The organism is Dellaglioa sp. BT-FLS60 (assembly GCF_054941065.1).
Genome location: NZ_JBSOLI010000034.1, coordinates 123,675 through 148,320, shown reverse-complemented (window position 1 = coordinate 148,320; position 24,646 = coordinate 123,675). Strand labels below are relative to the sequence as shown.

Below are 24,646 nucleotides of genomic sequence, written 5' to 3'. Positions count from 1 at the left end.
AACCGCTTTCATTTTACTAAATATTTACTAAAATTACAATCTTTTTACGTTATTCTTTTTTATTATGTTAAACTAATAAGCATAATCACCTATTTAGGAGGCAATTATGGCAACACTTAAAGACATTGCACAGCTCGCTAAAGTTTCCAATGCAACGGTTTCTCGTGTGTTAAATTACGATCAAACATTATCCGTTGGTAATGAAACACGTAAACGCATTTTCGAGGCAGCTGAACGGTTAAATTACTCAAAAAATAAAAAAAAATCACATACAGCCCAAGGTAAAATTGCTATTATTGAATGGTATACCGAAAAAGAAGAACTAGATGATTTATACTATCTTTCTATTCGAATTGGGATTGAACGTAAATTACTTGAGCTCGGTTATGAAATTACACGCTTTTTTCAAAATGATCAATTTGATTCACTAACTGACGCACTTGGCGCCATCATTATTGGTAAATACAGTCCTGCTCAAATTAATGAACTCAAACAAATGAATTCAAACTTAGTTTTTGTTGATATGAATACACTAGACGCTGGTATTAGTTGCGTTATGACTGATTTCAAAACGCCTGTTAAAGCCGTTATTGACCATTTCAACGCACAAGGTCTAACAAAAATCGGGATGATTACAGGGGAAGAAAGTACGTTTGACGCTGTTAATCTAGGCCCTGATTCTCGCTTCACTCATTTTAAAACGTACTTAGAAAGTGCTCATAATTATCATCCTGAATGGGTTTACACGGGCGATTTCACACCAGAATCCGGTTACCAATTAGCTTTAAAATTATTAGCTGAACAATCAGACAGTCTGCCAAACGCCTTATTCATCGCCAACGATGCAATGGCTGTTGGTGCCCTACGTGCCTTGAATGAATCTACAATTAAAGTCCCTGAGCAACTGAGTTTAATTAGTTTTAATGATACCTCGATTGCTGAATACACCTTCCCAACACTCAGTTCCGTCAAAGTATATACCGAACAAATGGGAAAATCTGCTGCAGAATTATTAATCAATCAACTGGCAATGACTGATATTATCCCTCAGGTCATTACGATTGGGACAACCTTAACGCTTAGAAATAGTTCTAAATAAAAATAGGCCATTTCAGAAATAAATTCTGAGATGGCCTATTTTTGCTCTCTTTTAACTGTTGTTTGTGAACACTACAATGTCTAGAACTATTAGAACTATTGAATGAAAGAGTTGGGCTCGCTATATTTAATAAAATAGAATTATTAAGTATGATACAATGCACAAGAAGCGGTTACATAGTTTTTAAATAAGGTCTAAATTAGTATTAAAAATTAAAAGAAGGTGACAATATTGACTAAATTAGCAGCTTTAAATTTAGGAGTACGATTTCTTATAGAGGTAATGACTTTTATTATTATAGTATGTGTTGGCTTTTCTGAATTTAGTATGCCTTTTAATATTTTATTAGGTATAGTTTTACCATTAATATTTGTTGTTTTATGGGCATTTTTTGTTGCCCCAAAATCTTCATATAAATCAAATATAATTGTTAGACTTATAATTGAGTTAGTTATTTTTTCGACAACTACGATATTAATCTACCAAACTGTTTCTATAAAATTAGGAATAATCTATTGTATTTTAGTTCTTATAAACGATATAGCATTTCATCTTTATGATATTAATAATGTATATTTCAATTAAATATTTCTGATTTCCTAGTAATAATGAATTAGTGTTTAGATAACTAAGCATATTTATCTAGACGCAATTATGCTATAAAATAACCGTTATTGGTGACAGACTACTCTGTTCCAATAACGGTTTATTTAGACCTATTTATTTACCTATTTTTATTACGACCAATTAACCAGGCTATCAATCCAACGACAACCATGATTAAACTACCCATTAGCATTGTATTGAATGTCGCACTAATATAGTTATTCACAATATCAGTAAAGACTGATGCTCGATCAGAAACGAGCCCAATCAAGCCACTATATAAAGCAATTGCTGCTCCAATTGCAACTAAGATACCACTCCAAATTGCGCTAGATCCCACATATTTAAGAGGAATAAAGAACGCACGATTAATAACTAATAAAAGTAACACGAAAATAACTGACGCAATTAAACTATCTAAAAAGAATGTTTGAACCGTTGCTTTCGTAGAACTAAACATTGCGGAAACCTTTGATAGATAGGGTGTTTGAATTTGATTCGTTAAATACCGACTGAGATTACTTTTAAATACAGCAATAAGATTAGTGGCTTCTGCCTTAGCCGTTAGATTTGATGTATCTGTTTTTTTCATAACGTTACTAGCAACTTGTTGCGTAATCTCATTTGCATTAATGATTGTTTTTTTACCCGCATAAACATTGCTAATACTTGTTTTTGCGATATCTTTAGCCTGTTGATCCGTTAACGCATTTTTCACAGTTGACGCTGGTATATTATTGTAAGCTGCGATATTTGAAATTTCATCATTCATCTCTGTTGCCACAAGTGAAACATTGGCATCCGTTAAAACTTTATCCTCCGTATATTTTTGATTCAAAACTGTCATTTTCAAGACACTTGTCACAAACAAAATGATAAGACTAAGACTTAAGAAAAACGATAACCAACTATTAAGACCTCTGTGATTGTCTCGACGATTAGTTCCGTTATTTTGACTTTGGAATTCTTCCCGCATTTTTATATCCCCTTTGATAAATTCTGATGTTTTAATAATTACTTTAGTAAATCCAATTATACTCGACGTAATTGAATAATAATAGGCTATAAAAATAAAGCCTCTCATAACCTTTTGGCTACAAAATGCTTTAAATTAAAGTAAGTAGTAATTTATTATAATTTAGATCCATTTGATTTTATTACATCATGATACCAATCAAATGATTTCTTTTTCGTCCGTTTTAACGTTCCTTGATTAAAATCATCTAAATCTACATAAATGAAACCATATCTTTTACTCATTTGCGACGTTGAAGCGCTAACTAAATCAATACATCCCCATGAGGTATATCCTCTAACATCAACCCCATCTTCAATGGCATCGGAAATAGCTTGAAAATGGTTACGAAAATATTCAATTCGATAATCATCTTGAACTGAACCATCCACTTCAACTTTATCATTATATCCTAATCCATTTTCAACAATCCATAATGGTTTATTGTACCTATCATATAAATCAATTAATGATATTTGTAACCCTTTAGGATCAACTTGCCAACCCCAATCTGTAATAGGTAAATAAGGGTTTTTCACACCTGTTGTTAAATTACCGCCCACTTTTTCTCTTTGATCAGCCTCTGAACTTTGAACTATTGACATATAATAACTGAATGAAATAAAATCAACTGTATTTTCTTCCAACACTTTTAAATCATTCAAGCCCATCTTAATATCAAAATAATTATCTTTCCAATATTTAAGAATAAATATTGGATAAATTCCTTTTACTTGTACGTCAGTGAAGAAAAAATTCATTCGATTATCTTTCTGTGCTAAATAGATATCTTCTGGCTTACACGTTTCGGGATACGTCATCGTTTTGGTTACCATACAACCTAATTCACTAGTTGGATAATTTTCTTTTAGGTACCTAGTAATTAAAGCACTTGCTAAAAACTGATGATGCAGAGATTGATAAATTGCTTCTTCAGCTTTTATTTTACTTGAATAATTTTCTTCAATAATACCGACAGTTGTGAACGCATGTCTGAATGCACTATCAATTTCGTTAAAACTCAACCAGTAACGAACAGTATGACTAAACCGATTAATACAGACCTTCGAGTAATGAACAAAAAATTCCACTAATCGTCGGTTTGCCCAGCCGCCATACTCTTCAACTAGATGCAATGGCATCTCATAATGAGATAGTGTCACAATAGGCTCAATGTTGTATTTTTTTAACGTAGCAAATACCTTATCATAATAAGCCAATCCAAGTTCATTAGGTTCTTCCTCATCACCATTTGGAAAGATTCGTGACCACGCTATCGATAATCGATAGCATTTAAAACCCATTTCTGCAAATAAAGCAATATCTTCTTCAAAATGATGATAAAAATCAATTCCATGCCTTTTAGGATACAATTGTTCATCATCAGTATTTCTTGCCGCAATAACATCTTCTGGATAAGTATGCCATTGTGACACATAATCTGCTTTATCAACATTTGGCTTAAATTTAGCTACATCTGCTACACTCATTCCTTTTCCATCAATATTCCAAGCACCCTCTACTTGATTAGCAGCTGTTGCGCCACCCCACATAAAGCCTTCTGGAAATTTACTCATAGCAATCCCTCCTAGTTTGTAGCAACTACATTATCGTCACTAATGGTTATATCAGATACTCTGTTACTATTTGTGACGATAACCATAATTGTTGGATCATAACCATTTTCTTTCAGTGCCTCCAAATCAAACGTCGTCAATAAGTCCCCTGCATTAATCTTTTGACCATCTTGGACCTTTGATTCGAAATATTTACCATTCAAATTAACAGTATCAATTCCAATATGGACAAGAATTTCTGCTCCGTTGTCACCAACTATTCCTATTGCATGTTTTGTCGGAAAAACTGAAATAATTTCTCCACTAATTGGACTGTAAACATTACCTTCTGTTGGTTCGACAGCAAATCCATCTCCTAATGCTCCGCTTGCAAAAGTTGCATCATTAACATTCATTAAATCAATAATCTTTCCTTTAGCTGGTGAATGTAATTCAACTGGCTTCTTTTCAATTTTATCTTCAGTTACTACGACTTCATCTTTATATCCAAATAAATAAGTCAAAATACATGAAGTTATCATAGCTAAGAAATAACAAGCTACTAACCAAGCAAATCCTTTACCAATATAAATTGGGAACGATAGGACACTTCTTGTGGCTACAGATACTGCAGCGGAACCTGCAGCTCCTGCAACTCCTCCAAAAACTGCTCCGGTTAAACAAGCAATGATGAATGGCTTTTTATATTTTAATGTAACCCCGTAAACTGCTGGCTCTGTAATTCCAAACAGAGCACTTATAAACGAAGATAAGCTCAATGACTTTAATTTTGTATCTTTTGTCTTTAAAAATACTGCGAATACGGCTCCTGCTTGAGCAGCAACAGCTGTCATACATCCGGGTCCCAAAGTATCTCGACCATAAAAAGAAATATTATTTGTCATAACAGGTACGAGTCCCCAATGTAGCCCAAAGATAACTAATACTTGCCATAATCCACCAATTGCGGCTCCTGAAAGAATTGGACTAAAATTATAAATAGCCGAGTAGCCACTAGCAATTAATTGACTTGCATAATCGGCAATTGGCCCAACTACCATTAATGTCAAAGGAACCATAATAATCAAACTAAAAAATGGCGTTAATAAATTTACAACACTCTCATGTAAATGTCTTCGAATAAATCTCTCCAAATATGACAGTACCCAAACTGCTAAAATTGCCGGAATTACTGTACTTGTGTATTTTGCTAAAATTACTGGAATACCTACAAAATCTAGACTCATTTTATCTGTATAGGCAGCAACAATTGTTGGATAAATTAAAGAGGCACCTAACGTCATTGCAATAAACGGATCTGTTTTGAATTTCTTAGCAGCTGTATAAGCTAAGAATACTGGTAGAAAATAAAAGAAGGTATCTGCTGCCGCATTTAGTACGATATACGTCCCAGACTTATCTGTTAAGACCCCTAAACTTGTTAGCAGTACTAACACACCTTTAATTAATCCACTACCTGCTAACACACCAAGAGTTGGAGCAAAGACACCAGCAATCATATCTAAAAATGAATTTAGTAGTCCTTGTTTCTTTTTAGGTTCATCGTTTCGTTGATCTGAGTTCCCTAAACTTGAATTATCAACCATTGCTTCATAAACATTATTAACATTATTTCCAATAACAACTTGGAACATCCCTCCAGACTCTACAACTGTAATAACACCCTCTAATGCTTCGATACCGTCTTTATTCGCTAACTTATCATCTTTAAGAGTAAAACGTAACCGCGTAGCACAATGATAAACATTGTCTACATTAGCTTCTCCCCCGACACCTTTAAGAATTGATGCTGAAATTTTTTTATTATCCATTATACGATCTCCTTTTTGTTAGAAAATTAATAAAAAGAATGCGCTTTCTTTATGTATTAAGTATATGTTCTGCACATATCGAAAACAATTCAATTGATATCTCTTCTACAAGGTAGATTTATTGAATAATTAATCAAAAATATTCTTATTTTTTATTTTAAAATTTCTACAATACAATAAAAAAATAACAAGCTATTATTTTGAGTAGTATCATATTCAGCATAAATAATTCTTTTAATCTTTTTTTGATGATAATTAATATATTCATGTAAATTAAATTGTAAAATTTTGGTTGTCGCTTTTTCTTCAACTAAACATATTAATAGCGTTTCATCGCCTATTAATTGAGTTGTTGTCTCTTTAATTTTTGGTAACAAATCTTGATAATTACTAATTTTTTTATATACTTCTATTTTATTGTCATCAACAAAATACTTATCCAAAAGTTGCTTTTTTTTATACTCTCTTAATATTTGAATTCTCTCTACCAATAAATTAGAAAGATTATCCATTTCATTTTCGTCCAACACACTACTTAAAAATATAAATCGTGAATTTTCAAAAATAATTTCTTGCTCTGTTGTTAAAATAACGTCATAATCATCTATATTTTCTGATTGAATTTCATAAAGATAAACCGGTTCTATATTAAATTTTTGCCCTTGATGACCCAAAAGTTCATTAATTTGTACATTTAATGTATTTAAAATGCTAAACGGTTGATTACTAATAATTAACCCTGTCACAGCTTTTTTATATTGTTCTAAAGCTGCTGCTAAATATAAAACGAGATACGCTGTTTCTGCATTATTAGGTTTAATCATAAAATAAGTTGGAAAATATTTTTTTATCAAATGTGTTTCTAATGGATAATTTTGCGCCGTTTTCTTTGCAAAATGATTCATTGCATTATGCCCAGAAGCAATTCTAATTTTCATCTGTTTAATATGAGAAACCAAAAATTCAGATTCTTGAAATAAACTATTAGTTGGTAAATTTAATGTTGAAATTATTTTTTGTTCAAATAATCGAAGTTCAGAATCAATTTGTTCATTTGTATCACCATCACCATAAAGATAGTTGAAGTCCAATAATCGATTTGCTAATGCTTTTTTTTCTAAGCTATCAAAAGATATATCTACTTCATCTTCCATCGCATGAACCAAATAGGTCACAAGAGGTAGATTTTCTGACATCTTAATTTCTTCCGTAATTTTCCATCCAGCGTCTTGCCGTACAATACTGATAATAATGTATCTATTAATTCTCTTAAAATCTTCTCCTGAAACAACATATTTATATCGAATCAAGGTCTCTCTAACAACTTTTTTAATAATTGGAACTAGCTTTATATATAACTGCACTTCATTTTTTTCTAAATGGGCTTCTTCCATAACTTTCTCTGTTCCTACCATTGAGCCAAAAATTCGTTTCATATTTTCTGTAGCAATCATTTTTAACCCATCATTACCAGAAATATCAATACTAATTTCAGAATTCCGGGCCATCCATCTTTGAATTGTTTTTATCTCAATTGAAACTGCAGTCTTAGATAAGAAAAAAATATCAGCTACATATTGCATACTGACATATGCTTTTTGAAACAGTAAAAATATAATAATTGCAGACGCTCTAGCATTCATACTGGAATAACTTTCATATGTTTTAACTTCTTCAATAATATATTTTTTAAAATCATCAGAAATAGATTCGATTCGGTACCCAGTCCTTTTATTGCTTTGAAGAACAACGTATTTTTCAAACTCATTAGTTAATATTTTCATTTCAAATTGAATTGTTTTCTTACTAGTTCCAATATTTTTAGCAATCTTTTCACTAGTTAACCAACCATGTTCATTTACTAATTGCGTCACAATTTGAATTTGCCGTTTACTCATTTCCATAATGTTACCTCCACATTAACCACAGTGTGCTCATTATAACAATAACGACTTGTAATTAAAAAGCCTCTCAATTTTATCTTATAACAAAGTACAAAGTTAAAATTAAGAGACCTATTTATATATTTATTTCAATTTCAGTACCATTAGATGCAATAACTTGCTTGTAATAATTGAAACTATCTTTCTTTTGTCGATGTAAGTCACCCGTTCCATCATTATGTCGATCTACGTAAATGAAACCATAACGCTTCTTCATCTCACCTGTTCCAGCTGACACAATATCAATAGGTCCCCACCACAAGTATCCTAACAAAATACAGCCATCTTTTATCGCCTCTGCCATTTCTCGAACATGCATTTGCAAATAACGACATCTTTCAACATCACTAATTTCATTATTATTATCTGGTGTTTCTGCAAGTCCTAACCCATTTTCAACAATAAACAAAGGTAATTCATAACGATCAGTTAGTTCATTCATAACAAATCTTAGTCCCTTTGGATCGATAGGCCAGCTCCATGGTTCCGGCGATTTTTCTTTTAAAAATGGATTGTCGAATCCATTCGCACCACCAGTATCAACGCGCATTTTTGCTGACTTATCGTAAACTGCACTTCTGTAATAACTAAACGCAATATAATTTGCGGTATTCTCTTTTAAAAGGTCAAGATCACCTGCCAAGATTTCTGGAGCCACATCTTCTTCATCCCAAATTCTATGAATATAACTTGGGTAATGCCCTCTACACATAACATCAGTAAAAAACCAAGATTTCCTACGAAATTCCATTGTGCCAAAAACATTTTCTGGATCTGAATTAGATGAATACGTTGCTAATGCTGAAAAACTACACATGACTCCCATTTTTGCTTCCGAATCAATTTCCGCTAATCTTTTTGTTGCAATAGCATTCGCTAAAAAAAGATGATGACAAGCCTGATAAATTGCTTTATCATCAATATCTCCAAAAGGTTTTTGTGGATCTGTTGGCGGAAATGATATAATTCCAGCTGAAACATAAGGCATTCTAAAGGCGTTATTTATTTCATTAAATGTCATCCAATATTTAACTTTACCTTTATATCTTTCAAAAACCGTTATTGCATATTTTTCAAAGAAATCAACTAATAAGCGATTTGTCCAGCCACCATATTCACCAACCAGTGCAAGTGGTGTTTCATAATGACTTAGTGTAATAACAGGGGCCATTCCATAATCTAATAATGTATCAAATAGTCTATCGTAAAATGCTAGTCCTAATTCATTTGGTTCATTTTCATCTCCACGAGGAAAAATTCGTGACCATGAAATACTTGTCCGGAATGAATTAAATCCCATCTCACTCATCATCTTAATGTCTTCTTCAAATCGATGATAAAAATCAATAGCTTCATGTGATAAGTATGCCATATCGTCTTTTAAATCAAGTTCCCAAATACTTTTTTCCTTATTCCATTTAATACTTGGATTTTTCGACATAATACCAACAACCGTATCTGTAACATTAGGTAATTTACCATCTTCCAACCAAGCACCTTCTGCCTGGTTGGCTGCAATTGCACCACCCCATAAAAAGTTTTTTGGAAATACGTTTTCTGCTTGCATAGTGTCTAACTCCTCCTTGAAATAGATATTTTATGATAAGTTAAATATAACGCTTTCATTCCAACTATTCTATCCAATAAATTTCTCCACCAAAGCTAACTATTTATGTACAAAGTATTTTCTAAGATTAAAAGTATGTTACCATCCTAATTAAACAACACATGTAAAATTAAACTGAAAGGAGTTTAGTATGCAAAATACACTTGGCTCAATCTTACAAGAAACTCGCAAAACACAACACTTATCTCAAAAAGAAGTTTCCAGAGATATTTGTGCACAATCAATGCTTAGTGCTATTGAAACTAATAAATACATGCCCAATGCACAATTATTAATTCATTTATGTCAGAAACTTTCCATCGATTTGGACCAGATAAGCCTTTTAGAAAACTTTGATATTAGCTCAGAAAATCAATTTAATAAACGCGTTAATACTTTATGTAATCAGCACCAATACGCCGAATTACGTAATTTTCTCAATAAAAAATCTGTCATTAGTGATTTAAAAACGGATCAACAATTACAGGCTTACTATTATTATCTCGGTGTTGCCTCCCTACACACTGAAGCCACATTTACTAATGCCGAAAATGCCATCAAACTATCTCTCGCTTCTAGCAATCATCATTTACCTGATACGCTCACTCGACTTGGCACAATTTCTTTAGCTTTTATCTATGCAAAACAATCTTTTAAAGAAATGACCCAGAACTATATTGAGCAAACTTTTAAAAATTTTGCTCAATTACCTTATGAAGAAAATCAAAATATTTTGTTTTATTTAACCTCACTTATTTATTTTGAACGCGCTGATTACACCGCATCCCTTAACTGGATAGACAAAACAATTACCTTTGCCACCGAACACAACTCTCATTATATGCTGGCCAACTCTTTTTATTTAATGGCACAGATTGCCAAAAAAGCTGAAGATAATAATAAACTTTTGGCAGCTACTCAGCGACAACAATTATTAACTGATCTTTTTAACGAAAAAATCTACAAAGAAATTTAAATTATCAGAATACTGATTTTAAGTTTCTTTATAGATTAGATAAACTGAAGCCATCAAATAAAAGGAGGCTTCAATTTATGAATGAATCATTATTCTCAACTATTATTTCAATCGAAACAAGCAAAGAAAAAGTTGCTTTATTTTTACAAAATCCGAAGTTTTTACTCAAATGGGTCCCGGATATTATTCAAGTTGATCCACTTACTGATAAAAAATTTAGTATTCACAGAACGGATTCTGCTTTAAATAAAAATGAACAAATTTCTGTTAATATTGAAAATGATACAATCTTTTACCAAAGTACAGGAGGCAAACTAGAATATACATTAAGTTTCATTTTAACAAGTGAAGGCACTAAAATATTGGTCGAAGAGCGTCTTTACCTATCTAAAAATAGTAACACTCACCTACCCTTAAAATTACTCACACCAATTGCCAAACATGCCTTTAATGCAAACTTACAAGGACTGAAAAAAGTCCTCGAAAATAATTAAGTAATCAATACCCCAGAAAATAATTTGTTTAAATTATTTTAAACCTTAATTAAAAGGTTGTGATTTAAAAAGAAAACGGTTACAATTAATTTGTGGTAAATAATAATTATTAGATATCTTAAGACATGTAACTATTAAATTAGGCAGGATCTGAAGGTGGCTAAGCTAATCAAGTGCAATACAATGCATTCATGACTAGCGATGCTATTTTTAGATCCTTTTTATTTTGCGCAAAATAAAAAAGCCTCACTTCAACTTGAAAGGATTAATACTTATGAATTATACAGATAGTGCTAAGCTAATTATCAAACACGTAGGTGGTAAAGAAAATATTGCTAAATTAATTCATTGTTCTACTCGATTACGTTTTACACTTAATGATTTTGATAAAGCAGATTTAGAAAATCTCAAAAAAGTAGAAGGTGTTTTAGGTGCCGTAATCGCTGCAGGACAATGCCAAGTAATTATTGGAAATGCAGTCGTTGAAATGTACGATGCAGTAATGAGTCAACTTGGAAAAATTAATAATCAACCTAGAAACACCAATTTACCTAAACAAAAATGGTATCAAATTTTACTTGATTTTATTATTGCCATTTTCCAACCCTTAGTCCCAGCCATTGCTGGTGGTGGCGTTTTAAAATCACTGCTAATGTTATTTTCACTTTTTGGATGGATGAGTGAAAAAAGTGATATATATCAAGTTTTAAATTTTGTTGGTGGCGCCCCACTGTACTTCCTACCCATTCTAGTTGCAATTACAACCGCTCAAAAATTAAATGTTAACCTGTTAGTTGCTGTTTCAACTGTTAGTGCACTGGTACTTCCAGATATGGTTACTGCCTTAACTAAAGGTGTCCATTTATTTGGCCTAGAAATTACTAACGTTACTTACTCTTCCCAAGTATTTTCCGCCATCTTAACTGTCTTATTTTATGCCTTACTTGAAAAATATATTACTAAATGGTGTCCCAAACCTGTTCGCATTTTCTTAGTACCTTTGTTATGTATGTCCATTGCAGTTCCTGTTACATTAGTTATCTTAGGACCACTAGGATTCTACTTTGGTCAAGGCTTTGCTGCTATTATCTTATTCCTATTCAAACATTTTGGTTTCGTAGCAACTGCCCTACTAGCTGCTGTTTTACCATTAATGGTTGCTACGGGAATGCATAAAGCGATGATTCCTTACGTTGTTGCTTCAATGAGTTCAATTGGAAAAGAATTACTCTATCTTCCTGCTTCATTAGCACATAATATGTCTGAATCTGGGGTTTGTTTTGCCATTGCACTTAAAACAAAAGATGAAAAAATTCGTGCAACTGCAATTTCTGCTGGTATATCTGCCTTCTTTGGAATTACCGAACCAGCGTTATATGGAATTACACTCCAAAATAAACGTGCTTTAGGTAGTGTTATGGTAAGTAGTTTCTTCTGTGGTGGTGCAATTGGGCTTTTGGGTATTGAAGCTTTTGCTCTTGTTGGTCCTGGATTAGCTAGCCTGCCAATGTATGTCGACAAAAGTAATCCTTCAAATTTAGTCCATGCAGTTTGGATGTTCATAGCTTCATTAATACTCTCATTCATTATTGGGTTCATCTTTTGGAAAGATGATCAAAAAGAAAATGATTTAACTGAAACACTAATTTCTCCAATTAAAGGTACTGTAATTCCACTAACCGAAGTAAATGATAGCGTCTTCTCTAGCGGTATTTTAGGTGAAGGTATTGCTGTTCAGCCTCAAGATGGGACCCTTTTCTCACCTGTTGATGGAAATATTATGATGGTTTATGAAACAGGTCATGCATTAGGACTTAAATCAACCGGTGGTGCAGAAATTCTTTTCCACATTGGTTTAGACACAGTTAAACTCCAAGGGAAATATTTCCATACAAAGGTCACTGAAGGTCAAATAGTTAAAAAAGGCGATATTCTGATTCAATTTGATTTAGACGAAATTAAAAAAGCCGGATTTGATCCGACCGTCATGATGATTGTCACGGCTTACAACGATGACAAGCTTAATTTTCCTACAGTAACTCAATTAGCATAATAATAATAATAAATAATTATATAAAAGGAGTAATATAAATGGGATTTAGAAAAGATTTTTTATGGGGTGGCGCGATTGCCGCAAATCAATATGAAGGTGCTTGGAATGCTGATAAAAAAGGCTTATCAGTCGCAGATATTGCCATGTATCAACCAAACGTTGATGTAAAAGATTATAAGAAACAAGTTGCCATCAATACAGAAACAATTAAACAGGCAATGACAGATAAAACCGACGCACGTTATCCTAAACGCCGTGGTATAGATGGCTATCATTACTATAAAGAAGACATCGAATTATTCGCCAAAATGGGATTTAAAACATTACGCTTTTCAATTGCTTGGTCTCGAATCTTCCCAGAGGGAGACGAAAAAAAACCTAATCAAGCAGGTATTGAACACTATCAACATGTCATTAAAGAATTAAAAGCACATAATATTGAACCTTTAGTCACATTATCACATTATGAGATGCCATTAAATTTAAGTTTAAAATATAACGGTTGGACTTCTAAACATGTTATCGATGCTTTTATTAAATTCTCTAAAGTTTGTTTTGAAAGCTTTTCTGATGTTAAGTATTGGTTAACTTTCAATGAAATTGATAGTGTTACCCGTCATCCATTTACATCTGCCGGTATCGTTCCTGACAAGAGTAAGAATTTAGAACAAGATGAATATCAAGCACTTCATAACCAATTTGTAGCCTCTGCAATGGTAACAAAATTATGTCATGAAATTATTCCTAACAGTCAAGTTGGCTGTATGCTCACAAAATTAACTACGTATTCAGCTACTGCTAAACCTGAAGACATTCTATCAGCATTGAATAAAAATCTAATGAATTATTATTGTGCTGATGTTCAAGTTAAAGGTAAATATCCTAAATTAATTCTTCAATTTTTCAAAAAAAATAATATTCAATTAATAATGACTGATGAAGAATTGGCGCTCATTAGAGATAATCCCGTTGATTTCATTTCATTTAGTTACTATATGTCAATGCTTGCTGCTGGTGACGAAAGTGGGTTAGAAATGACTAGTGGTAATACTATCGTTGGCGGTAAAAATCCTTACTTAAAATCAACAGACTGGGGTTGGACTGTTGATCCAGTTGGCCTTCGCATTTCATTAATCGAACTTTATGATCGCTATGAGAAACCTTTATTCATTGTTGAAAATGGAATGGGTTCTCGTGATATACTGGAATCAGATCATCAAATTCATGATCAATATCGAATTGATTATTTCCAAGCTCATTTATCAGAAATGAAAAAGGCAGTTGATGCTGGTGTTGATTTATTGGGATATACAAGTTGGGCTCCAATTGATCTCGTTAGCGCTAGCACCTCACAAATGAGCAAACGTTATGGCTTTATATATGTTGATTTAGATGATGAAGGCCATGGTAGTGGTAAACGATATCTTAAAGATTCATTTGATTGGTATAAAAATATAATTGCTTCAAATGGAGCTGACCTATAAATTAATATTCTGGGGGTGGAGAGACAATGAATTTAATTATTAAAAAAGTTTTAAATTCCAGTGTCGTTTTAGCCCAAGATACTAAAGGTGAGGAAGTAATTGTCTTAGGAAAAGGTATTGGTTATGGAACAAAAGCTGGTTCTGAAATCAGTAACGAATCTATCAATCAACTATTTGTTCCTGTTACCAATCCTGAAATTCAACAGATGGAAAATTTACTGTCCAGTATTCCAGAAAGTATCGTTGATATCACTCAACAAATTGTTAAATATGCTACCACTCAAATTGCAACACCACTTAATAAGACCCTTACGTTCTCATTAATGGATCATATTAATTTTTCTTTAGAACGCTTAGAACAAGGACTATCCTTTAAAAATAAACTTTATTGGGAAGTCAAAAGTTACTATCCAATAGAATTTAAAATTGGCGAAAAAGCAGTTAGTTTAATTAATAAAAATTTTACTGTTAAATTACCAAAAGAAGAAGCAGCTAGTATAGCCTTTCACATTATAAATTCTGAACAAGATAGTCTCAATTCAGCAAATAGTATAGAAATTACTAAATTAATAAATGAAATAATGACTATTATTTCTATGGGAGGCCAACTTGAATTATCTCAAAATTCAATCAGCTACCAACGACTATTAACCCATATTAAATTCTTTGCACAACGAATCCTTAGTAATAAACAATTGGACACTGATGACACTATTATGCACAATCATTTAGTTTCTGCCTATCCAGCAGCTACAAAGATTGCAATTAAAATATTGACGTTTTTAGATGCCCATTATCATTTAAAAGTGACTAGCGAGGAACTTACCTATCTAATTGTTCACATTCAACGAAATATGTCTGCGTAATAAACATAAAAGTGGCCAGAACTTCTTATTTTAGAAGCTCTGGCCACTTTTTAAATATATGTCATTATTTAAATCTAAGTATTAAATTCATCATTTATGCCATTTTTCACCCATTACTCACAATAAATTTATGATACAAATACGCCGTCCCAAAGAAGTAACAGCTCGCAAAAAATGTAGCTAACGGCAACGATTGGAACATAGCGTATGGCAGAATGACTGCCAATAATGGAAAAGCATAGGCAGCTGGAATTTTAACTTTGAGTAATTGTAAAATGATAAAAACAATTGGCAACATGATGAGTATCACAATTAAGCGTGACTCAATATACGTATATGCCACAACACTAAGTGCCGCTACGGCTGTCAACGCAATTATTTGTTTAATCGCCATTTTACCAGGATACATTGGTTTTTGTAACACCTCGAAAAAGACAACGAATACTGGTGGAATGGCAGCCATTTGTGGGTGTCCTAAAATCGTCACAATAAGCACCCAAATAACCGCTAACATCAAAAATATAAACATATTTAACTTATTAATGACTGGTTTTACAGCAACTTTAGGTGATATTCCTCGCAACCGAACGACTACCATTAAAATAAAAGTGAAGATTAAAATCGATATCATAAATGAATAGTGCGTTGCGTTAACAATAATTGGTAAAAGTCCGGTCGCAAAAGCTGGTGCGAGCACACTTTTAGCAACAATCAACAAGATAACCATCAATAAAAGTAACATTAAAATCTTAAAACTATAGGGTAATAACAATCGATTAAGTCCAAATCCAATCAAGGCAGTTAAAGATGGAATGAAGAAAATTTTCTTCGGTTCATTCACCCAATTTTGCTCCTTATAAATCCATAACCCAACTGTCAACGCCCCGATTTCCGGTAAAATAACTTCCGAATCATGTAGAACAGTTGCGGATCCGACCATAATCAAAATAAATATGTAGCCAATTAAATAGTCTATTACTAATTTTTTCGTCAATTTCAAAAGTTAGCCCTCTCCTTAAACATCTTTGAATAACAATCAGTAAACTATACACTAATTTTTGCATAAAAAAAAGTCATATTATTTTGACATAATATGACTTAAATCCATGATTTAATCGTTCAAATTATAACGTAATTTCATTTGTTCAGAACCAGAAATAACCATCTCACCTAACAATTGTGTTTGACGTTTTAATGATTCAGCAGCCAGTTTAGCATTAGCTGCTTCTAGGAATGTCGAACTATTTGATTGCGTAGCAAGTGCTTTATCAGTTGCATTTTGAATTTCATGGTAAGCACTCATTGCTTCCAATTCAAATGTATTTCGCATATCCACGTAGAAATCGTAATTCGTATCGCCTAATAATGCTGTCGTACAACTAAGCCAATACATATTGTTTAAATCGAATTCGCCAGTCGCATTTTTGTATGAGGCTGGTGTATCATTAACGTTCGCGTAAAATGGCACAATTGTGTTAAACGTATTAGCGCCATAAGCTAACCAATGAATCCCAGCAATTTCATCAGGGACATCATTACGAACTTGTAATAAATGAACATTATGATTACGGTTAATACCGATGGGACGGAAACGTGTTTTAATCGCCTCAGGTGCACTTCCATAAGGATCATAATCTGTGTTTTCAAAATGCGCACTCAAGACAAATTTTACATCTTCAATTGTGATTTTACGGTTCGCACGACAAATGAATGGTAAGTCTTGATCCATTGGATCTTGTTTAATTTCAGGATTGAAATATTGTTGACCATACCATGTGCGAGGATTGTTATAAACGGTATCTTTAATTGATGAACTACCAAAGATATGACGTAAATTATAACCATCAAAATCAGGATTCAAATGATTATTATCAATCAAAACTTGTAAGTCTTCAGAACAAAGAGTATCTTCTGAATCGAAATCAAACGTATCGATATTTCGACGGTTAGGTGCAACCACGTAAGCATCATCTGGAATACGAACAGCAGCCCAATGATGACCACCAATTGTTTCAAGCCACCAGATACTGTCGTTATCAGAAAATGCGATACCATTAGGTTCATAAGTACCATGTGTTAAAAGTAAATCACCTAAACGTTCTACCCCTTCTTTAGCACTATGAATGTAAGGTAAAACAAGTGTTACAAGGTCTTCTTCACCAATTCCACCAGCAACATAGGGATCAAGTCCTTGGATTCGGGGATTAGTCGTAATTGTTTCCGTTGCAGACATGGTTACGTTATCACTATTAATACCAGCTGCAGGCCAGATACCATTCGTTAAAAGTGAGTTTGGAATTGATGTGTAGCGCATTGGATTATCTGGTAATTCCACCTTCACACCACTAATAACAGCTTGGTAATTACGAGGTTGGTCTTCGGGTTGTACCACGACAAAACGTTGTGGATCTAAGGCTTCATGCCCATCATCATTTCGAGAAATCATTGTTGATCCGTCGATTGAAGCCTTCTTACCGACTAAAATTGATGTACAAGAACCTTGAATTCTATTTTTCATTTTCCAAACACTCCTTATCGATTTAATACTAATAGTATAGCGGTTTTGACTGGAAAATAACAGTTTCTATCTACCACCTTAGTTATTACCCCGTTTCTCTTTTCTTCTCATTCATTATTGATCCATTTTGTGCCGAATTTCACTTTGCCACTGATTTAATAATTCATTTAGCGAATTCAGATAAGCTTCCGATGAATCTATCGCCACTAATTTATACTTTTTAGAAGCCAGCTTAACAGATAACTGTCGTCTATCAACCAGCTTCCTCATTCCTGCCATAGGAATGAACTGATTTTTTTTGATGTCTTTCTTTAAAATAACTTGTTCAACTTTATTAATAATAAGTTTAAAATGAATAGCATCTACGTCTATCATTTGAACATTTTTACGCCAAAATCGAATAATGATTATGTTAATTATTAAATAATTAACATAGGGGCCAATTATTAAAATATATGCAGCAATGCGTAACTTGAGTTGAAATGGAAACAAAAAATCATCAATCACCAACTCAACTAATAACATTAAAATGGCTAAAAAAATAAGCATTATAAAAAATAATTGATTGTGCCGTATCACAGTTAATCTGTGCTCTGGGTTTCTTTCTTCACTTTTAGCAATTCCTTCAAGTGTCGGTTTTATCAACTCAATAGTGTCCATATTTTGAAGTTGTTTATGCATATATTCAAGCTGACCATCGTTTGATTGAATTGATTGAAAAAAATATTGTTGCTTATCCAACTTGAATTTTAAATTTTCTTTTTTTCGAATAAGACCTTTAGTTTTAAATTTAATGTCCGTCAGCTTTTCTGCGTGTACGGGAATCTCTTCGCTATCCCCTATTTTGAGTACACCATATACATCACTATATACCGCTAAATTAATATTTTTTGTGAATAATTGACGTTTTATTTTCAGCAACACCCATACGCCAAACCAAGAAAAAAGAATCTCCCCTAGCAGCCACACTAAATACCAATTTGCGTATGAATATTTTATAATTACATTTACCATTATTGAAAAAATCAGTCCTGGCAGAGTTGCCACCACAATTACGCCCATACTAAGTATTAAAAATAGACTATTTACAAAAAAAGGATGTCTTAAACTATATAATTTACTTTTAACATTACCTTTTAATTGACTGGTGCCATATTGATTTTGCATCCTAATCCCCCTTATTTAAAGCCCTCCATACATACGATTTTACCATTTAATATCGGCAAGTTCTAAAATTAATTCGAACAGAAATTAAAAAAACTCAAAGTAATCTCGTAAAATGGTAGTAGCTTAATCCAACCAAAAAAGGAGATATTACTTTGAGTACTTTTACTTTAACACAATTTCAACGTGGACAACTAGACCAGCTTTAGCTTTAAATAACGCCTTTAGGAGTTTTATGAAAACCTTCGGTTCACAAGTAAAGTCAATTACAGTTGATCATGGTAAAGAATTCTCAAAATATCGAGCTCTTGAAAAGAACCATAAAATTGATGTTTATTTTTGTCATCCTTATTCACCATGGAACATGGCAGTAACGAATATTTTAACCGCAGATTACGATAGTTCTTTCTTAAAAAGACTAATTTCAATCAAATTACAAACGATGTTTTAGATAGAAGCTCTAGATTTAATTAATCATCGGCCACTAAAAGTTCCATATTTTCAAACTGCCATTGATTATTTTAGAGTTTGTTCGAATTAAACTTGTAATTTGCCACGTATTAATCAATATTCAGAAAAATATTAAAAGTACTTAAATCTTAAAATTCTAGATTTAAGTACTTTTAATTAATAAATATCTTTTAAATCCATAATTTAATATTAGTCATTTTTAGAAATAAAATGTCCTGCCCCAACTATGAATGCCCGTATAGTCAAATACTGATAAATTAAACCCTGATAAAGCATAGCTACTAAACATAACTATTGCACCAAACCAAATCATAAATAGACTAATTTTTAACCAATTATGTCGTATATATTCAAACATTTTATACGCCCTCCTTTAATCTTCTTTTTAGAAATTTACCTAATAAACGCATTAACCCTACTGAGAATCTCATTAAATATCTGACTGAATACCAGGCAATCGGCACTACTAAATTGCCAATACCCAGCATCAAAAAGCCTAAGCCAAATTGCATTAACCCAATCATAAATCCCTGATGAATACCCACAAATGGTGATAAAATTAAGCTACGGCTACCATCCCAGACAAATGATGCGGTAAAAATACTTAACCCTACTGGAACTAACCAGATAAGCGAATATCCCATAACCATTAAACTAATTTTGCTTAATTTATGCCATATAAACCTAATCATTTGATGCAACGACCTTTGATTCTCTTCTAAATAACCGATTTAACCAATGTGTCAACCTAACTGAAACTTTAATTAAATACTTGGTTGAAGACCAAGCCATTGCTGCGCAAAGAATACCAACACCCGACATCACAAATCCAAGTCCGAATTGCATCAATCCAATCACAAATCCCTGATTAAAAACCACAAATGCTGATAGGACCAAACTAAGACTACCTCCAAGAACGAATGAAAAAGCGAAAATACCCGCAAGTGTTGGCACTAACCAAATTAAAAAATAACCCGTAGCAATTAAAATACCAACCGTCAGTACAAGACTCCCCCATAATGGTGATCCTAAAATAAGTAAAACAACAATAAATGTTTTCGATAAGGACGAGACCTTTTTTTGTATCTCAGGTTGTTCTGTTTGCCCTAAACTCATCGCAATTTGACTTGGCTTTTCCAAACTAGCCATAATGTCAGTTTCAGATTCACCAGCCTCCACACGGTCATCAATCATTTCATCGTAATAAGCAATCGTCTTAACAATATCCGTTGCCTGATAATACTTAAGTTCTTCCCCTAGCTCTTTAATAAATTTACTTTTATTCATTAGTTAGCTCCTTTTATGTAATTATAGACAGTCATGACCTGTTGCCAGTCATCCAAAAATGTTTTAATATCGGTTAACCCTATTTCAGTTAAATGATAATATTTTCGTAATCGTCCATTATGTTCAACACTGTAACTTTCAATAGCACCCTGCTTTTCTAAACGCTTTAAAATAGGATAAAGAGTTGAATCTGAAAGTTCAATCACGCCTGATGTATCTTTAATAATCTGATAACCATACGAATCTGATGTCCTTAATGTCGCTAGCACACAAAATTCTAACAGTCCTTTTTTTAACTGACTATTCATCAACTCACTCCTTTCAAAATTAATACTATACGTTACATAGCATAATGTCAAACGTTGTATTTGTTTCCAGACAAAAAAAGCCTCAAAAGTAGACACTTTCAAGACTTTCTATCACTTAAAATTATTTTATATCTTTATTTAAACCGTTTAAAACTAAGCGTAATTCGTTTCGTTTGCATGAAGTATTGGCACACGCCTGCAATTAAGAGCGGTAAAACGATTTGAGTTAATAATATAATAGGTATAGTATATGGCTGGTTAAAATTAAATTTTCCATCATTTCCTAAATTAACAAAGTCCATAAATTTTCCCCATGTAGGTGCTATAATCATCCACACAATAAAAAGTAACCACCAAATTTTGTGTTCAAATAATGTCACAAAGCTACTAATTTCAATTGCTCCAGCCATTACACTCCAAATCACAACCAAAATTATAGCTACCAATTGAAAATCAAACATATTCATATCAATATTAGGCCGAGCCATCTTTACGATAAGTCCCACAAGTGGATAAAAAATAGCAAATGTCACTAATTGACTCCCAAAAAGACTAATCAATTGTGTAGTATAGCTGACTTTTCTAGAAATACCGTTTAGAATACCAAAATTAAATGGCTTACGCGTTGTTGTAAATGACAGAATCATTAAAGTTATCTGCGTCACAATTAAGCCACCAGCCGCCAAACTAATACCTAAAGTACTCGTTAGTACTGAAACATCAGCAATTTTAATACTTAAAATAACCTCAGTAATAATCATAGCCCCTTCTACAATCAGATATGCAATAATCAAATTCCGCCAGATAGTTGCCAATCGATATTTCAACATTGCTTTAAACATATTCCTCACGCTCCTCTTCAGTTAATTTAATAAAGCTATCTTGTAAGTCACTATGCTTAATCACAACGTTATCAGGAATCACGCGATCTGCGGGAAGTTCAGTATAGACGTAACACGTGTATAACGTTCCAATTTGGTCATCATCCAAAATATGAAGTCCCTCACAATACGTCTGAACTAATTCTTTAGGACCACTAATTTGGTAACTTTTAGCCAGTAAGCTTTCTAAATCAGTATCAACAATGATTTTTGCGCCTTTTAAAATGAGCACGTGCTCGACTAAATTAGCAATTTCTTCAATCAAATGTGTTGAAAGGACAACCGTTCTTGGGCGATTGTCATAAGCTTTTAAAATAAAGCGATACAACATGACACGGTGATTAGCATCTAGTCCTAGAATAGGTTCATCTAAGAAAACATATTCTGCTGGCACACTGAGCGCAACAATTGTTTTGAAAATAGTCCGATACCCCGTTGATAATTGTGTTACTTTTTTCTTGGGATTTAATTTAAAGGCCTTCAACATCTCGTCAGCAAGTTCTTGATCAAAATTGCCTTGTAATAAAGCCGTCTTTTTCATAATTGATTTCAGGCTATCTGACTTATCGAAAAGATTATGTTCTGACATTAAGTAAAAGGCTTGCACAGGATGATCATAATCAGTTAATTCTTTATCTTGCCAAACAACCGATCCACTAGAAGCGAAAATATGATTAGCTAAGATACTCAGTAATGTACTTTTACCCGCACCATTTCGACCTAACAACGCATATATCGTGTTGGGCTTTAGACGCAAATTAATATCATCCAATACCATTTGATTACCAAATCTTTTTTTGAGATGGTTCGTTTCTAAATTACTCATTGTCATAACTCCTTTCGATAAGTGCCATTAATTCTGATTTAGTTAATTTTAATTGTTGTGCTTCTTTAATGAATGTATCAACATAATGATTAAAAAATTCTTCCTGTCGTTTAGCCGTAATCTGCTCTTGTGCCGTTTTAGTTACAAACATCCCAAGTCCCCTTTTCTTTTCAATTAATCCATTAGCTACCAGTTGATTCATCCCTTTTAAAACTGTTGCCGGGTTAATATTGAATTGTCGTGAGATTTCAGTTGTTGACGGTACTTGACTCTCAGACGGGAAAATACCAGTAAAAATACCTTCTTCAATCTGTTCAGCAATTTGCCGATACAGAGGTGTTTCATTATCAAATTCAAAAAACAAAATATCACCACTTCCGTTAATTTGTTTATTAGTTAATTACTTATGTAGTTAACCTTACCATTTCTTATTTTTAAATGCAACTACTATCTTTTTAATAACTTAAATACAAAAAAAATCTCTCATGTTGTCTAGCAACATGAGAGATTCAATGTGATCAAGCTTTTCTTCCAATCTGGTTTGTTCGTTTAATCATGTAGTACACATACATAGCGGAGTTAGCAACCGTTATAAAACTCGTTGCTATCACAATGTCTGAAAAGTGATTAAATTGTAGGCTTATTAATAAGCCTACAATGGTTGTCGTTGTAAAAAAGCCAATGACTTCCTTCCCCAATCGTAAATGTTTTTTATTATATGGGCTAGTTAAAAATAGCCCCAGATAAAATAATCCTATCCCAAAATATAAACATAATACTGCAAATTTTTCTGGAATCTGAACTTCATTAATAAAACCTAATGCAATAGTCACTAAACTTAATCCAAACAGAATAAAATAATGAACATAAATTAAGCGAATACCTGTTTCACCAGAGCGATTCTCTTCTATATAATGATCTATTTGCGTAATGTAAGTCATGAAAAGGGCTCCCACAATGATAAAAATGAGCAACGAATAAAAATTAAACGTTTTAACAGTAAAATATGAGGCAATACTAAGAATCGTTTCGCCAAAAGTAATAATGGTCAATAAAGTTAGCCGCTCTAATATGTGTGGAAAATTAAGTGGGTGAAGCTGCAACACTGAGCCAACAAGAGCAGGGACTACCCAACTCACCGCAATCCCAATCAAGAACACCACAATCCCCATATTAAGTGGTAAAAATGCACTAATAAACACTAATATTGTCCGCACTGCAACAATCATCATCATCAATTTAGCAATTTTTTTATCAGTGCTTTTGGCAGCCGTGCTATATACCGTGCCGTATTGAACGACTAACACGACTGATAGTAAGCCTGTTGCGATTGAAAAAGGTTGGAACCAATTCTGAATATCTCCTTCAAATGCATTAGACATATAAAGTAAAATTGCCATATCAATCATAAAAAGAATAATATCAGTAATCGAATTCGTCCCATAACGATTAATAAAGACACTTTTAATCATCCATGTATTGATAAATACAATCATAACCACTGAAAAGATGATAAATGCTTTAATAATATCCGCTGTGCTTCCCTGAAAATGATGAAGCAAATTGGTTGCCTGTGAAATTGCGTAAGCAAAAACCAAATCATAAAATAATTCTGGTAATTCAACTTTCTTTTTTTCCATCTTCTCTGCCATACTGATCCT

Annotated in this window: 23 protein-coding genes and 1 pseudogene; 8 read left to right on the top strand and 16 right to left on the bottom strand. The window is 32.8% G+C overall.

What is annotated here, in order from left to right; all coding sequences use genetic code 11:
- Positions 1-106 precede the first annotated feature (106 nt).
- Positions 107-1,099, top strand: coding sequence for a LacI family DNA-binding transcriptional regulator (locus ACVQ8P_RS06270; RefSeq protein ID WP_462298305.1), 993 nt, complete (start codon positions 107-109; stop codon positions 1,097-1,099).
- Between the two features lie 231 nt (positions 1,100-1,330).
- Positions 1,331-1,684, top strand: a complete 354-nt coding sequence (locus ACVQ8P_RS06265; RefSeq protein ID WP_462298303.1) for a YrdB family protein — start codon at positions 1,331-1,333, stop codon at positions 1,682-1,684.
- A 139-nt stretch (positions 1,685-1,823) separates the two neighbouring features.
- On the opposite strand, the gene ACVQ8P_RS06260 is transcribed toward ACVQ8P_RS06265, so the two are convergent.
- The 5 genes from ACVQ8P_RS06260 to ACVQ8P_RS06240 form a co-directional block, all read right to left on the bottom strand.
- Entirely contained in the window at positions 1,824-2,681 is an 858-nt protein-coding gene (locus tag ACVQ8P_RS06260) for a hypothetical protein (protein ID WP_462298301.1), read from the bottom strand.
- A gap of 155 nt (positions 2,682-2,836) precedes the next feature.
- Positions 2,837-4,297: a glycoside hydrolase family 1 protein gene (locus ACVQ8P_RS06255; RefSeq protein ID WP_462298299.1), complete on the bottom strand. Its 1,461-nt coding sequence runs from the start codon at positions 4,295-4,297 to the stop codon at positions 2,837-2,839.
- A gap of 11 nt (positions 4,298-4,308) precedes the next feature.
- Entirely contained in the window at positions 4,309-6,108 is a 1,800-nt protein-coding gene (locus tag ACVQ8P_RS06250) for a beta-glucoside-specific PTS transporter subunit IIABC (protein WP_462298297.1), read from the bottom strand.
- Positions 6,109-6,260: 152 nt separating this feature from the next.
- Complete coding sequence (locus ACVQ8P_RS06245; protein WP_462298296.1) at positions 6,261-8,012, bottom strand: BglG family transcription antiterminator; 1,752 nt, start codon at positions 8,010-8,012, stop codon at positions 6,261-6,263.
- Positions 8,013-8,127: 115 nt separating this feature from the next.
- On the bottom strand, positions 8,128-9,618 hold the full coding sequence (locus ACVQ8P_RS06240; RefSeq protein ID WP_462298295.1) for a glycoside hydrolase family 1 protein: 1,491 nt from the start codon (positions 9,616-9,618) through the stop codon (positions 8,128-8,130).
- 190 nt (positions 9,619-9,808) lie between these two features.
- On the opposite strand from ACVQ8P_RS06240, the gene ACVQ8P_RS06235 reads away from it, so the two are divergent.
- From ACVQ8P_RS06235 to ACVQ8P_RS06215, 5 genes are all read left to right on the top strand, one after another.
- Positions 9,809-10,633, top strand: a complete 825-nt coding sequence (locus ACVQ8P_RS06235; protein ID WP_462298294.1) for a helix-turn-helix domain-containing protein — start codon at positions 9,809-9,811, stop codon at positions 10,631-10,633.
- 77 nt (positions 10,634-10,710) lie between these two features.
- The gene (locus ACVQ8P_RS06230) at positions 10,711-11,127 is read left to right on the top strand and encodes an SRPBCC family protein (protein WP_462298292.1); all 417 of its coding nucleotides are present in this window, start codon (positions 10,711-10,713) and stop codon (positions 11,125-11,127) included.
- Positions 11,128-11,401: 274 nt separating this feature from the next.
- A complete protein-coding gene (locus ACVQ8P_RS06225; protein WP_462298291.1) occupies positions 11,402-13,180 on the top strand; it encodes a beta-glucoside-specific PTS transporter subunit IIABC in 1,779 nt (592 codons plus the stop codon).
- Positions 13,181-13,218: 38 nt separating this feature from the next.
- Positions 13,219-14,664, top strand: a complete 1,446-nt coding sequence (locus ACVQ8P_RS06220) for a glycoside hydrolase family 1 protein (protein ID WP_462298289.1) — start codon at positions 13,219-13,221, stop codon at positions 14,662-14,664.
- Between the two features lie 26 nt (positions 14,665-14,690).
- Positions 14,691-15,530: a PRD domain-containing protein gene (locus ACVQ8P_RS06215; protein WP_462298288.1), complete on the top strand. Its 840-nt coding sequence runs from the start codon at positions 14,691-14,693 to the stop codon at positions 15,528-15,530.
- 106 nt (positions 15,531-15,636) lie between these two features.
- On the opposite strand, the gene ACVQ8P_RS06210 is transcribed toward ACVQ8P_RS06215, so the two are convergent.
- The 3 genes from ACVQ8P_RS06210 to ACVQ8P_RS06200 all read right to left on the bottom strand — a co-directional run bounded on the left by ACVQ8P_RS06210 (position 15,637) and on the right by ACVQ8P_RS06200 (position 19,215).
- Positions 15,637-16,530, bottom strand: coding sequence for a hypothetical protein (locus ACVQ8P_RS06210; protein WP_462298286.1), 894 nt, complete (start codon positions 16,528-16,530; stop codon positions 15,637-15,639).
- A 111-nt stretch (positions 16,531-16,641) separates the two neighbouring features.
- Complete coding sequence (locus ACVQ8P_RS06205) at positions 16,642-18,048, bottom strand: C69 family dipeptidase (protein ID WP_462298284.1); 1,407 nt, start codon at positions 18,046-18,048, stop codon at positions 16,642-16,644.
- Between the two features lie 114 nt (positions 18,049-18,162).
- Positions 18,163-19,215 carry a hypothetical protein gene (locus tag ACVQ8P_RS06200; RefSeq protein WP_462298283.1) on the bottom strand — a complete coding sequence of 351 codons (1,053 nt, stop codon included), beginning with the start codon at positions 19,213-19,215 and terminating at the stop codon, positions 18,163-18,165.
- 193 nt (positions 19,216-19,408) lie between these two features.
- Here ACVQ8P_RS06200 and ACVQ8P_RS06195 point away from each other — a divergent pair.
- Positions 19,409-19,753 (top strand): annotated as a pseudogene (locus tag ACVQ8P_RS06195) (IS30 family transposase); the annotation flags it as partial.
- Positions 19,754-19,882: 129 nt separating this feature from the next.
- Here ACVQ8P_RS06195 and ACVQ8P_RS06190 read toward each other — a convergent pair.
- From ACVQ8P_RS06190 to ACVQ8P_RS06155, 8 genes are all read right to left on the bottom strand, one after another.
- Positions 19,883-20,041 (bottom strand): hypothetical protein, encoded by a 159-nt coding sequence (locus ACVQ8P_RS06190; protein ID WP_462298281.1) that lies wholly within the window; start codon positions 20,039-20,041, stop codon positions 19,883-19,885.
- A gap of 1 nt (position 20,042) precedes the next feature.
- On the bottom strand, positions 20,043-20,375 hold the full coding sequence (locus tag ACVQ8P_RS06185) for a hypothetical protein (protein WP_462298279.1): 333 nt from the start codon (positions 20,373-20,375) through the stop codon (positions 20,043-20,045).
- A complete protein-coding gene (locus ACVQ8P_RS06180) occupies positions 20,368-20,970 on the bottom strand; it encodes a DUF1700 domain-containing protein (protein ID WP_462298278.1) in 603 nt (200 codons plus the stop codon). Before ACVQ8P_RS06180 ends, ACVQ8P_RS06185 begins: the two co-directional genes overlap by 8 nt.
- Complete coding sequence (locus tag ACVQ8P_RS06175) at positions 20,970-21,278, bottom strand: PadR family transcriptional regulator (protein ID WP_462298277.1); 309 nt, start codon at positions 21,276-21,278, stop codon at positions 20,970-20,972. The genes ACVQ8P_RS06180 and ACVQ8P_RS06175 overlap by 1 nt, the downstream gene beginning before the upstream one ends.
- Positions 21,279-21,412: 134 nt before the next feature.
- Complete coding sequence (locus ACVQ8P_RS06170) at positions 21,413-22,120, bottom strand: hypothetical protein (protein WP_462298276.1); 708 nt, start codon at positions 22,118-22,120, stop codon at positions 21,413-21,415.
- A complete protein-coding gene (locus tag ACVQ8P_RS06165) occupies positions 22,113-22,985 on the bottom strand; it encodes an ATP-binding cassette domain-containing protein (protein WP_462298275.1) in 873 nt (290 codons plus the stop codon). The genes ACVQ8P_RS06170 and ACVQ8P_RS06165 overlap by 8 nt, the downstream gene beginning before the upstream one ends.
- A complete protein-coding gene (locus ACVQ8P_RS06160) occupies positions 22,978-23,349 on the bottom strand; it encodes a GntR family transcriptional regulator (RefSeq protein WP_462298274.1) in 372 nt (123 codons plus the stop codon). The genes ACVQ8P_RS06165 and ACVQ8P_RS06160 overlap by 8 nt, the downstream gene beginning before the upstream one ends.
- A gap of 154 nt (positions 23,350-23,503) precedes the next feature.
- Positions 23,504-24,637, bottom strand: a complete 1,134-nt coding sequence (locus ACVQ8P_RS06155; protein ID WP_462298273.1) for a low temperature requirement protein A — start codon at positions 24,635-24,637, stop codon at positions 23,504-23,506.
- Positions 24,638-24,646 lie beyond the last annotated feature (9 nt).

Excerpts from the sequence above, each read along its gene's own strand:
- ACVQ8P_RS06245 (WP_462298296.1), bottom strand. The coding sequence starts at position 8,012 with ATGGAAATGAGTAAACGGCAAATTCAAATTGTGACGCAATTAGTAAAT.
- ACVQ8P_RS06185 (WP_462298279.1), bottom strand. The coding sequence starts at position 20,375 with ATGATTAGGTTTATATGGCATAAATTAAGCAAAATTAGTTTAATGGTT.
- ACVQ8P_RS06270 (WP_462298305.1), top strand. The coding sequence starts at position 107 with ATGGCAACACTTAAAGACATTGCACAGCTCGCTAAAGTTTCCAATGCA.
- ACVQ8P_RS06225 (WP_462298291.1), top strand. The coding sequence starts at position 11,402 with ATGAATTATACAGATAGTGCTAAGCTAATTATCAAACACGTAGGTGGT.
- ACVQ8P_RS06170 (WP_462298276.1), bottom strand. The coding sequence starts at position 22,120 with ATGTTTAAAGCAATGTTGAAATATCGATTGGCAACTATCTGGCGGAAT.
- ACVQ8P_RS06175 (WP_462298277.1), bottom strand. The coding sequence starts at position 21,278 with ATGAATAGTCAGTTAAAAAAAGGACTGTTAGAATTTTGTGTGCTAGCG.
- ACVQ8P_RS06165 (WP_462298275.1), bottom strand. The coding sequence starts at position 22,985 with ATGAGTAATTTAGAAACGAACCATCTCAAAAAAAGATTTGGTAATCAA.
- ACVQ8P_RS06255 (WP_462298299.1), bottom strand. The coding sequence starts at position 4,297 with ATGAGTAAATTTCCAGAAGGCTTTATGTGGGGTGGCGCAACAGCTGCT.
- ACVQ8P_RS06260 (WP_462298301.1), bottom strand. The coding sequence starts at position 2,681 with ATGCGGGAAGAATTCCAAAGTCAAAATAACGGAACTAATCGTCGAGAC.
- ACVQ8P_RS06250 (WP_462298297.1), bottom strand. The coding sequence starts at position 6,108 with ATGGATAATAAAAAAATTTCAGCATCAATTCTTAAAGGTGTCGGGGGA.
- ACVQ8P_RS06205 (WP_462298284.1), bottom strand. The coding sequence starts at position 18,048 with ATGAAAAATAGAATTCAAGGTTCTTGTACATCAATTTTAGTCGGTAAG.
- ACVQ8P_RS06235 (WP_462298294.1), top strand. The coding sequence starts at position 9,809 with ATGCAAAATACACTTGGCTCAATCTTACAAGAAACTCGCAAAACACAA.
- ACVQ8P_RS06220 (WP_462298289.1), top strand. The coding sequence starts at position 13,219 with ATGGGATTTAGAAAAGATTTTTTATGGGGTGGCGCGATTGCCGCAAAT.
- ACVQ8P_RS06200 (WP_462298283.1), bottom strand. The coding sequence starts at position 19,215 with ATGCAAAATCAATATGGCACCAGTCAATTAAAAGGTAATGTTAAAAGT.
- ACVQ8P_RS06240 (WP_462298295.1), bottom strand. The coding sequence starts at position 9,618 with ATGCAAGCAGAAAACGTATTTCCAAAAAACTTTTTATGGGGTGGTGCA.
- ACVQ8P_RS06155 (WP_462298273.1), bottom strand. The coding sequence starts at position 24,637 with ATGGCAGAGAAGATGGAAAAAAAGAAAGTTGAATTACCAGAATTATTT.
- ACVQ8P_RS06190 (WP_462298281.1), bottom strand. The coding sequence starts at position 20,041 with ATGTTTGAATATATACGACATAATTGGTTAAAAATTAGTCTATTTATG.
- ACVQ8P_RS06215 (WP_462298288.1), top strand. The coding sequence starts at position 14,691 with ATGAATTTAATTATTAAAAAAGTTTTAAATTCCAGTGTCGTTTTAGCC.
- ACVQ8P_RS06230 (WP_462298292.1), top strand. The coding sequence starts at position 10,711 with ATGAATGAATCATTATTCTCAACTATTATTTCAATCGAAACAAGCAAA.
- ACVQ8P_RS06180 (WP_462298278.1), bottom strand. The coding sequence starts at position 20,970 with ATGAATAAAAGTAAATTTATTAAAGAGCTAGGGGAAGAACTTAAGTAT.